The 8,106-nt window shown below is 43.2% G+C and carries 10 protein-coding genes; 5 read left to right on the top strand and 5 right to left on the bottom strand.

Annotated features, from left to right (window positions below):
- Positions 1-69: 69 nt before the first annotated feature.
- A complete protein-coding gene (locus tag ACYQ0N_RS14985) occupies positions 70-1,368 on the bottom strand; it encodes a hemolysin family protein (RefSeq protein ID WP_460163135.1) in 1,299 nt (432 codons plus the stop codon).
- Positions 1,369-1,644: 276 nt separating this feature from the next.
- Here ACYQ0N_RS14985 and ACYQ0N_RS14980 point away from each other — a divergent pair, with 276 nt between their 5' ends.
- Positions 1,645-3,048 (top strand): MurT ligase domain-containing protein, encoded by a 1,404-nt coding sequence (locus tag ACYQ0N_RS14980; protein ID WP_177532437.1) that lies wholly within the window; start codon positions 1,645-1,647, stop codon positions 3,046-3,048.
- Positions 3,011-3,718, top strand: a complete 708-nt coding sequence (locus ACYQ0N_RS14975) for a hypothetical protein (protein WP_460163134.1) — start codon at positions 3,011-3,013, stop codon at positions 3,716-3,718. Before ACYQ0N_RS14980 ends, ACYQ0N_RS14975 begins: the two co-directional genes overlap by 38 nt.
- Before the next feature lie 56 nt (positions 3,719-3,774).
- Here the strand turns inward: ACYQ0N_RS14975 and ACYQ0N_RS14970 are convergent, their stop codons facing one another.
- The gene (locus ACYQ0N_RS14970) at positions 3,775-4,068 is read right to left on the bottom strand and encodes a hypothetical protein (RefSeq protein WP_177532439.1); all 294 of its coding nucleotides are present in this window, start codon (positions 4,066-4,068) and stop codon (positions 3,775-3,777) included.
- Between the two features lie 108 nt (positions 4,069-4,176).
- A complete protein-coding gene (locus ACYQ0N_RS14965) occupies positions 4,177-4,896 on the bottom strand; it encodes an RsmE family RNA methyltransferase (protein WP_460163133.1) in 720 nt (239 codons plus the stop codon).
- 170 nt (positions 4,897-5,066) lie between these two features.
- Between ACYQ0N_RS14965 and ACYQ0N_RS14960 the strand changes: the two genes are divergently transcribed.
- From ACYQ0N_RS14960 to ACYQ0N_RS14950, 3 genes are read left to right on the top strand one after another with little or no spacing between them, the layout of a single operon-like run.
- Complete coding sequence (locus ACYQ0N_RS14960) at positions 5,067-5,666, top strand: hypothetical protein (protein ID WP_177532441.1); 600 nt, start codon at positions 5,067-5,069, stop codon at positions 5,664-5,666.
- A 14-nt stretch (positions 5,667-5,680) separates the two neighbouring features.
- Complete coding sequence (locus ACYQ0N_RS14955; RefSeq protein WP_460163132.1) at positions 5,681-5,992, top strand: hypothetical protein; 312 nt, start codon at positions 5,681-5,683, stop codon at positions 5,990-5,992.
- On the top strand, positions 5,985-6,416 hold the full coding sequence (locus tag ACYQ0N_RS14950) for a HEPN domain-containing protein (RefSeq protein ID WP_177532443.1): 432 nt from the start codon (positions 5,985-5,987) through the stop codon (positions 6,414-6,416). The genes ACYQ0N_RS14955 and ACYQ0N_RS14950 overlap by 8 nt, the downstream gene beginning before the upstream one ends.
- Positions 6,417-6,497: 81 nt before the next feature.
- On the opposite strand, the gene ACYQ0N_RS14945 is transcribed toward ACYQ0N_RS14950, so the two are convergent.
- Positions 6,498-7,382 carry a phosphatidylserine decarboxylase gene (locus ACYQ0N_RS14945; protein WP_460163131.1) on the bottom strand — a complete coding sequence of 295 codons (885 nt, stop codon included), beginning with the start codon at positions 7,380-7,382 and terminating at the stop codon, positions 6,498-6,500.
- Positions 7,379-8,008, bottom strand: coding sequence for a CDP-alcohol phosphatidyltransferase family protein (locus ACYQ0N_RS14940; protein ID WP_177532445.1), 630 nt, complete (start codon positions 8,006-8,008; stop codon positions 7,379-7,381). Before ACYQ0N_RS14940 ends, ACYQ0N_RS14945 begins: the two co-directional genes overlap by 4 nt.
- Positions 8,009-8,106: the final 98 nt, after the last annotated feature.

Below are 8,106 nucleotides of genomic sequence, written 5' to 3'. Positions count from 1 at the left end.
AACAAAATATATCGTGATTTCTCTGATAAATGCAATATTATGCACAATATATACACTTTTGCTAAAGCGTTACTCGTCATTCTCTTCCGATTTCTTAAAAACAGCCTTTATCTTAGTAATCCAATTATCCTCTGTCAGAAGAACGGTAAATTCAAAATCTCCGTATTTAACCGAGGGCGTTTCGTCCTCATCGGGAATACGTCCCAGCAAATCCACTATAAACGCGCTCATCGTATCGTAGTTATGACCCTCGGGCAACTGGATTCCTATTATTTCCTCGGCGTCCTCCGGATTCGCGTCTCCCGAAACGGTAAACACCCCATCTGAAATCTGCATAATATCAGCCTTTTCATCGTCGTATTCGTCCTGAATGTTTCCGACTATTTCCTCCAGCAAATCCTCAAGGCTGACCATTCCGGCAGTTCCGCCGTATTCGTCCACAACTATCGCCACCTGCGACTTGGTTTTCGTCATATTTTCAAAAGCGTCGGCGCATTTGCAGGTTTCCGGTATGTACATAACCTTTCTCATAAATTGTCTGACCGTAAAATCCTCGGAATGCTCGCAGCCCACCAGACATAAAAGGTCCTTTACATATATTATTCCTATAATGCTGTCCACTGTTCCTTCATAAACAGGGATTCTGGAATAGCCCTCGTTAATAGCAAGATAAACTATATCTCCTATCTTTGATTCGACGTCGGCGGCGCATAGATCTGTTCTGTGCGTCATAACCTCTGAAACAACGGAGTCTCCGAATTCAAAGATATTATTTATCATTTCCCGCTGGCTCTCCTCGATAACTCCGGTTTCATTTCCGGCGTCTACCATCATAAGAATTTCCTCTTCTGTCACAACGTCCTTAGAGGAGCTGACGGGAATCCTCAGTATAAAGCAGAAAACCGCTGAAACGCCATAGCTCAGAGCGCTGAACGGCGACATAACAACCATCAGAATCTTCACCGGCAAAACGGTGTTTACGGCAAACGCCTCTATATTGCTTCTCACCAGCTTTTTGGGGAGCATTTCCGTCAGCGCCGTTATACCCACTGAAACGCAGGCAACGGTGACGCCTGAAAGCGCCGCTCCCTTGACGCCCCTTGCGTCATGAGAAACGAAAATAACCGCTAAAACAGCAATCAGTATGCTGAACACAGTCCTCGCGGCAGAAAAGGTTATGAGCATTCTGCTTGGATTTTCAAGAAGCCTCATAAGCCTTTCGTATTTTTTATCCTTTTCCGCGGCGGTTTTTATTTTTGAATCGTTCACCTCGATGTCCGCATATTCGCATGCGGAATAAAAGCATTTGAGAACTGTAAATATAATTAGCAAAACAAGATAAAAATACCGGCTCCCGTCAGAATCCATTTTACTCTCCGTTTAACTGCAAAAGCAGCAGCCGCATTTTCCGGCAGACGGCCCGCCGTATTTCAATTATGTTAATTATATAATACGCCCGATGTTTTGTCAATAGCGCGGCTTTATTCTCTTTATTAATATACTAAGGACTGCATATAAAAGACGTTTGATGACAAGAATATAAATTGGAAGTCTTTAATATCGGGACAGATTATTGACAATTACGGCAAGTAATGATATCATAAGAATTAAAAAGATAAAAATTGTGGAATTAAGGTAAATATTATGAAAAAACCAATAAGATTTTATATTTCCGTAATAGGCGCAAAGCTTATTATAAAGCTTATGCGGATAATGCGGAGAAACGCGACCAATCTGCCCGGAGAAATAGCTCTTATTTTCTATCCGCAGCTTCTAAAATATTTTGAAATGCCCGACACTGTTATTGCGGTAACCGGAACGAACGGTAAAACCACCGTTTCAAATCTCATCGGAGAAATACTGGGCAAAAACGGCTTCGACCTGATATCAAACAGCTTTGGAGGCAACGTGGATACCGGTATAGCGTCAATTCTTCTTGACAACTGCACTCTTTCCGGAAAATTCAAAAAAAATACCGCGCTTTTCGAAATGGACGAAAGAAGCGCGCCTCGTGTGCTGCCCTATCTCCGTCCGGACTGGCTTGTATGTACAAACCTTCAGCGGGATTCAATGAAAAGAAACGCTCATCCGGAATTTATATTCCGCATACTAAATGAAAACATGCCTGAAAAAACAAAGCTTATCCTCAACGGCGACGACCTTATAAGCGGACGCCTTGCACCGGAAAACAAAAGGAGCTATTTCGGCATATCAAAGCTGAAATACGAAACGCCGACAGAGGATAATATCATATGCGATATATCCGATTGCCCGGAATGCGGCTCGGAGCTTGACTTTGAATTCCGTCATTATAACCACATAGGGCGCGCGGTATGCCGCCGCTGCGGATTTTCCACTCCCGAAATAGACTACGACATGACCTCGGACGAGCATGATACGGCGGTTATAATGCATAACGGCAAGCCGGAAAAATACAGACTGCTGAACAAACGTATAACAGATTATTATAACGTTACCGCCGCCGTAGCTTTCTGCCGCGAATTCGGTTTGTCTGAACAGCAGGTGGCGGATTCTCTTAACGGAATGAATATAGTAAAATCAAGATACGATAATTTTGAAGCCTGCGGCAAAGAGGTAATAGTTTCGCTTGCAAAGGGTCAGAATCCCGTCGCCTGCTCCGGAGTATGCGATTTTATAAGACGGGAACCCGGAAAAAAGGCTGTTATAATGATTCTTGAGGATCTCTACGATTCCAAGCGCACATCTGAAAATATAGCGTGGATATATGAAACAGATTTTGAATTTCTAAAGGGAAACGGCGTCGAGCAGATAATAGTCGGCGGAAAAAGAGCCTCCGATTATATAGTCAGACTGCTTTTAGCCGGAGTGGAAAAGGAAAAGATCTTTACCTGCACCGATGAAAAGGAAACAGTTAAGCTTCTGATTCCCGAAAACATAGATAAAATCATGATAATGTACGATCTTTTTAATGTAGAATCGCTAAACAGCATAAAATCTCAGCTTATGCAGATGAAGATTGGAGACGGCTATGAAAACAGCAGAAATATTATTCCCGGAAATCTGTAATCTTTTCGGCGATACGGGCAACGCCCGCTTTATAAAAAGCTGCGCTGAGGATTATATTGAAACTCCGTTAAACGGCACGCCGGCCTTTGTCGGCGAGGACGTGAAGCTAATTTATTTAGGACCGCTGACAGAAAATAATCAAATAAGAGTCATGGAACGCCTTGCGCCTTACAGAGAAAGAATTTCCCGGCTTATAGATAACGGAACGGTCTTTATCGCCACCGGAAATTCCTATGAAATTTTCGGAAACAGCATAACCGACTCTGACGGCTCCGTCACGCCGTGTCTGGATATTCTCGATTTCAGCGTTAAAAGGAATTTCTTTAAAAGGGAAAGCGGTCTTATACTTGGAACCTATAAGGATCTGGAAATAGTGGGATTTAAGGCTTCCTTTACAAAAATCTATCCCGGAGAATCGGCAGAATGCTTTGTCCGCGTAACCAAAGGTCTTACTATGAATCCTGAAAGCAGCTTTGAAGGTATTGTAAAAAACAACTTTTTCGGAACTTCGATTCTTGGACCCTTGCTTATACTGAATCCGCTCTTTACCAAAAGAGTTTTAAGCGTCGCCGGTATACCTGCGGAAAAAATTCCGTTTTACAACGAAATGATGGACGCCTACAGAATAAGACTGAAGGAATTCAAGCAAAAACAAATAGGCATACACTGACATAAAAAAGGACTTGCAGAAAAAAGCCTGCAAGTCCTTTTTTATATCGCTGCAAATCAAACCTCGTCCGACTCCACAGCGTCTTCAGCTTTATCAAAAATTTCTTCCTCAGTACAAGCGCACGCGTCGGATACAACGCCCACGTCCTCAGCCTTGTCCGCCGGAATATCGTTGAAGTCGTCGTTGTCACAGTCCTCGCGGTAATCGTCGTCGCAGCCGCAGCAGCAGTCGTCGCAATCGGCGTCTATCGCGTCGCAGCCGCAAGACTTATTTTTTGAAGATTTATAAATAACTGCGGCGGCTGCGGCTGCGCCGGCGGCTAAAAGTCCTAAAATCAAACCTTTTTTCATATTATTGTCCTCTTTTCTCCGCAAGAAAAATATTTTACGGCTTGCGGTCCGAAAGAAATATGTGCGTTTTTATTATTATATCACAAAGCAAAATAAATTTCAACAATTTTATAAATTTTTTGTGATATACATCAAAATTGAAATTGCTGTGACGGGCGCCGTTTCACATCTTAATATTCTGTTTCCGAGCCACACGGCGTTTATACCGGCTCTGCACGCATAATCCGCTTCCTCGGCGTCGAATCCGCCTTCGCTTCCTATAAAAAGAGAAAAATTACTCTTTCCCAAAACCTCAAGCTCCGAAAATCTGATACCGCCCTCCTCGTAAAGCATTACCGGACATTCGCTTTCAGACATTTCGGCAACCGCTTTCTTAAAGCCTATAAGCGGCATAACCCGCGGAACTATTCCCCTTCCCGACTGCTTGGCCGCGCCCATGGCTATCTTATTCAGTCTTTCAAGCTTTTTGGAAAAATCCTTTTCGGAGGGCCTTGAAACGCACCGTCTTGTCAAAACCGGAACTATTTCGGCGGCGCCCAGCTCCACCGATTTCTGAATAATAAGCTCAAGCTTATCCAGCTTAGGCACGGCCTGATACAGGGTAAGATTTATATCCGGTTCGGCGGCGCAGGGCGTATGCTCCAGTATATCAAGAAAAACCGCGTCCTCGGTTATTCTCTTGACGGCGCACCTGTAATCCACGCCCTCCGCGCATACCGTCAGCCTTTCTCCGGGTTTCATTCTGAGCGAAAAACCGATATGCCTCGCGTCTCCGCCTGTAATAACAGGCAGCTCCGGATTCATTTTTTCAAGAAAAAATCTCGGCATAATTCCTCCCTTTTATTGTTTGCATGAATATTATAAAAAATCCTAAGTAAATTATACTATATCCGGCCTTTTTTTTCAATATTTTTTTACAAATTTATGCGTAGTCCATTGACACCGCCGGATATATGGAGTATTATAAATATCAGTACTGAATGAAAAGAGGATTTATTTTGATTAAGAAATTTTTTTCACTTTTAACATGCGCCGTGCTTTCAGCGTCGCTTTTCTGCGGCTGCGGCGATGAAAGCGGCTCGTCCAATGAATATTATTACGGACAGGCTCTCAAGGAGGTCGACGGCAAGGATATATATCTGATTTATGACGGAAGATACGTTACGGACGACGAAATGGACGTTTTAACAAATTATTACAGCTCTATCCAGAGAAAGGACTATGAGCTGTTTAAAACAACTCAGCCCGGGCCGTACGTCGATTTCCTTGAAAAAAAGCAGTCAAAGGAAGTCTCCTCGTATGTGGACGACTTCTATAAGGAGGTCGAGGACGGCGTCGGGGGAGATTTTGATTTTACCCAGATAGAAGTTACCGACTGCGGCACAAGTCGGGAGGATTCCGGAATAAACGATATAAAAGAGCTTCTCGACGGAATTTACGAGGACGCCGGTATGGAAAAGAGCTTTTCAGATACTGTCAATGACGCCAAATATATAGTGTTCAATCTGTCTGCTGAGAGCAAGGACGGTGAAACCTTTAATCTTTCGGACGAAATGAAGTATATTTTTACCTGCGAGGACGGAACGTATATTTTTTAAACGGAGGGATAAACATGAAGGACGATCCTGTCATAGTAAAAACTGCGGAGCTGATCAAGGAAAACTGCTCTGAAATCGTTAAGATATATCTTATTAGCTATAAGGTGGATAACGGAGGAGAGGTTACCAGCTTCAAGCTTGCGCTTATACTGAGGGATGAGGCGGAAAATCTTCCCGAGCTTGAATGCCGTCTCTATCTCAACGTAGACTGCGAGCTGCCTTTCGACATGGTAATTTACCGCAGAAGCGAATTCGATAAGCTTAAAAGCGAAATCGGCACCTTCGCATGGAAAATAAATAATTCGGGAGCTGTGCTTTATGAGTAGAGGATACCGCGACGGCGACAGCAGAAGATATTTTGACTGGCTTTATTACGCCAACCTGGATCTGCTTGCGGCAAAAAATCTCCAATGCGACGAAAGGTGCTACAACGGAGCCGCGTTTCACTGTCAGCAATGCATAGAAAAAGCTCTCAAGGGCTATCTTCTTTTTAAAAAACACCGTCTTTACGACGGTCATAACCTTACATGGCTGTGCAAGCAGGCAATGCAGATAGACGGACATTTTTCCAAATGGCTTGAAAAAAGCGCGCTTTTGAACCATTATTATATAGAAACCAGATATCCGGCAGATATACCCTTCGACATAGACACGGATACTGTTATGGAGCTTATACACTCCTCGTCAGAAATGCTTAGCTTTATAACGGAAATTATACATTTTGATTTCAGAAGCTACAGAAAAAAATAAAAGCGGGCTTTTGTCTTGTAAAATAAATATTGATAAAGGCTTTATTAAAAGCAAAAAGGAGCTTAGCGCTCCTTTATTTTTTTATTTCAGTAGAAAATTTCCCCTGCGGCCTATTTTTTCCCCCATTTTTACAACCGTTTCAAAACCGTCGGCGGTATTTTTCAGTATGTCCCCGTCAATAATAACCGCGTCCTTTTTTACCAGCAGAACAATGGTCGAGCCTCCGAATTCAAACATTCCCTTTTCCATGCCTCTGCGTATTTCACCGGCGTCGTCGTGGTTGACAATTCTTCCCACCATCATAGCTCCGACCTCCGCTTGAACCACATCGCCGAAATTATCCGTGTGAAGCACCGTATATTCACGGGTATTCTCTTTATAAATATCGGCAAATTCTAAAGCGATAGGATTTACCGTATGATATTTGCCTTTTATCTTCCTGTTACCGGATTTTCTGCCGTCGTCTATATAAATATATCGGTGATAGTCGTCTACCTCAAGCCTGAATATCATGCAGTAGCCGCCCGTATATCTCCGGGCAAGCTTTCCGCACCGCAAAAGCGAACTGACGCTGTAGCATGAATTCTTTATTTTAAAAACGCTGTTCCGATCTATCTTAAATACGCTCAGCTTGGAATCGCAGGGACTTATAAAATGCTCCGGGCTTTTATCAATCGGCCGATTTTCGGCTTTTATCCTTCTTGTAAAAAATTCGTTATACGAGCGATAGAAGGCAGGCTCATATTCCGACATATCTATACCGGATTTCCTTATAAACGGAACTATCATAAACCGCGACGCGGTACCGCTGCAAAATCCGCCGGCTATCTCGGAAACCGCCGGAGCAGTCAGCAGCTTAAGAACCGCTCTGCCCGGTAAAGAGCCGTAAAGCAGATTCAGCAGCGTTTCCTGCCCGTCGTTCTTAGTTATTATATTTCCGCTTCTGTCCTTGAATTTCTTTATCATCCGTTGTTTTTCACCTTATATATAAGCCAAATCATTTCAGCCGCGCCAACGGCTATAAAAATGAGCATAGTTTTCATTTTCGGCTTTTTCAGCCTGAAGCGAGTAATAAAAGCCGCGCCTATAAGCAGAAGCAAAAAAGCGTAAATATCCGGAAACAACGCTCCCATATCCTTGCGGAAGCTGTAAAACAGCGGAAGTATAAGAGCGACGCTCGTTACCGGCAGTCCCTCGTATTCACGTCTTGCCTCGCTTGTTCTTACCTGTCTTGATTCCTCCGCGACATTGAAATACGCAAGTCGTATCAGCGCGGCAAGAGTAAAGAAAATCATTATAGCGATATGATAAAATTTGTTCATACCGACAGAATAGCCGATCGCCGCGGGAAGCAGTCCGAAGCAAATAAGATCGCAGAGCGAATCTATTTGTATTCCGAATTTTTTCTCGTCGTCGGTTCTCTTTCTTGTGCGGGCGACCTTGCCGTCGAACATATCGCACAGACCGGATATCATCAGAGCAATCACCGCCATGGTGATATGGCTTCCGCTCATGGCAAGATATATTCCTATCAAAGACGACGCGAGCCCCATATAGGTCAGGATAACCGTATAATTATAAAAGCCTATCATGACGTAATCTCCTCATTAACTAAAAAACATATGAATTTATTATACCAAATTTCCGTCAAACTTTCAAGGCATAAAAAATATAAAGTTTTAAAAAGACG

The organism is Ruminococcus sporogenes, from assembly GCF_054655175.1.
The sequence above is the reverse complement of the archived record's forward strand: the minus strand, read 5'-3'. Positions and strand labels throughout refer to the sequence as shown.

Bases quoted from the DNA above. Each gene is read 5' to 3' on its own strand.
- ACYQ0N_RS14975 (WP_460163134.1), top strand. From the start codon at position 3,011: ATGAAAACAGCAGAAATATTATTCCCGGAAATCTGTAATCTTTTCGGC.
- ACYQ0N_RS14985 (WP_460163135.1), bottom strand. From the start codon at position 1,368: ATGGATTCTGACGGGAGCCGGTATTTTTATCTTGTTTTGCTAATTATA.
- ACYQ0N_RS14950 (WP_177532443.1), top strand. From the start codon at position 5,985: ATGAGTAGAGGATACCGCGACGGCGACAGCAGAAGATATTTTGACTGG.
- ACYQ0N_RS14955 (WP_460163132.1), top strand. From the start codon at position 5,681: ATGAAGGACGATCCTGTCATAGTAAAAACTGCGGAGCTGATCAAGGAA.
- ACYQ0N_RS14965 (WP_460163133.1), bottom strand. From the start codon at position 4,896: ATGCCGAGATTTTTTCTTGAAAAAATGAATCCGGAGCTGCCTGTTATT.
- ACYQ0N_RS14940 (WP_177532445.1), bottom strand. From the start codon at position 8,008: ATGATAGGCTTTTATAATTATACGGTTATCCTGACCTATATGGGGCTC.
- ACYQ0N_RS14945 (WP_460163131.1), bottom strand. From the start codon at position 7,382: ATGATAAAGAAATTCAAGGACAGAAGCGGAAATATAATAACTAAGAAC.
- ACYQ0N_RS14980 (WP_177532437.1), top strand. From the start codon at position 1,645: ATGAAAAAACCAATAAGATTTTATATTTCCGTAATAGGCGCAAAGCTT.
- ACYQ0N_RS14970 (WP_177532439.1), bottom strand. From the start codon at position 4,068: ATGAAAAAAGGTTTGATTTTAGGACTTTTAGCCGCCGGCGCAGCCGCA.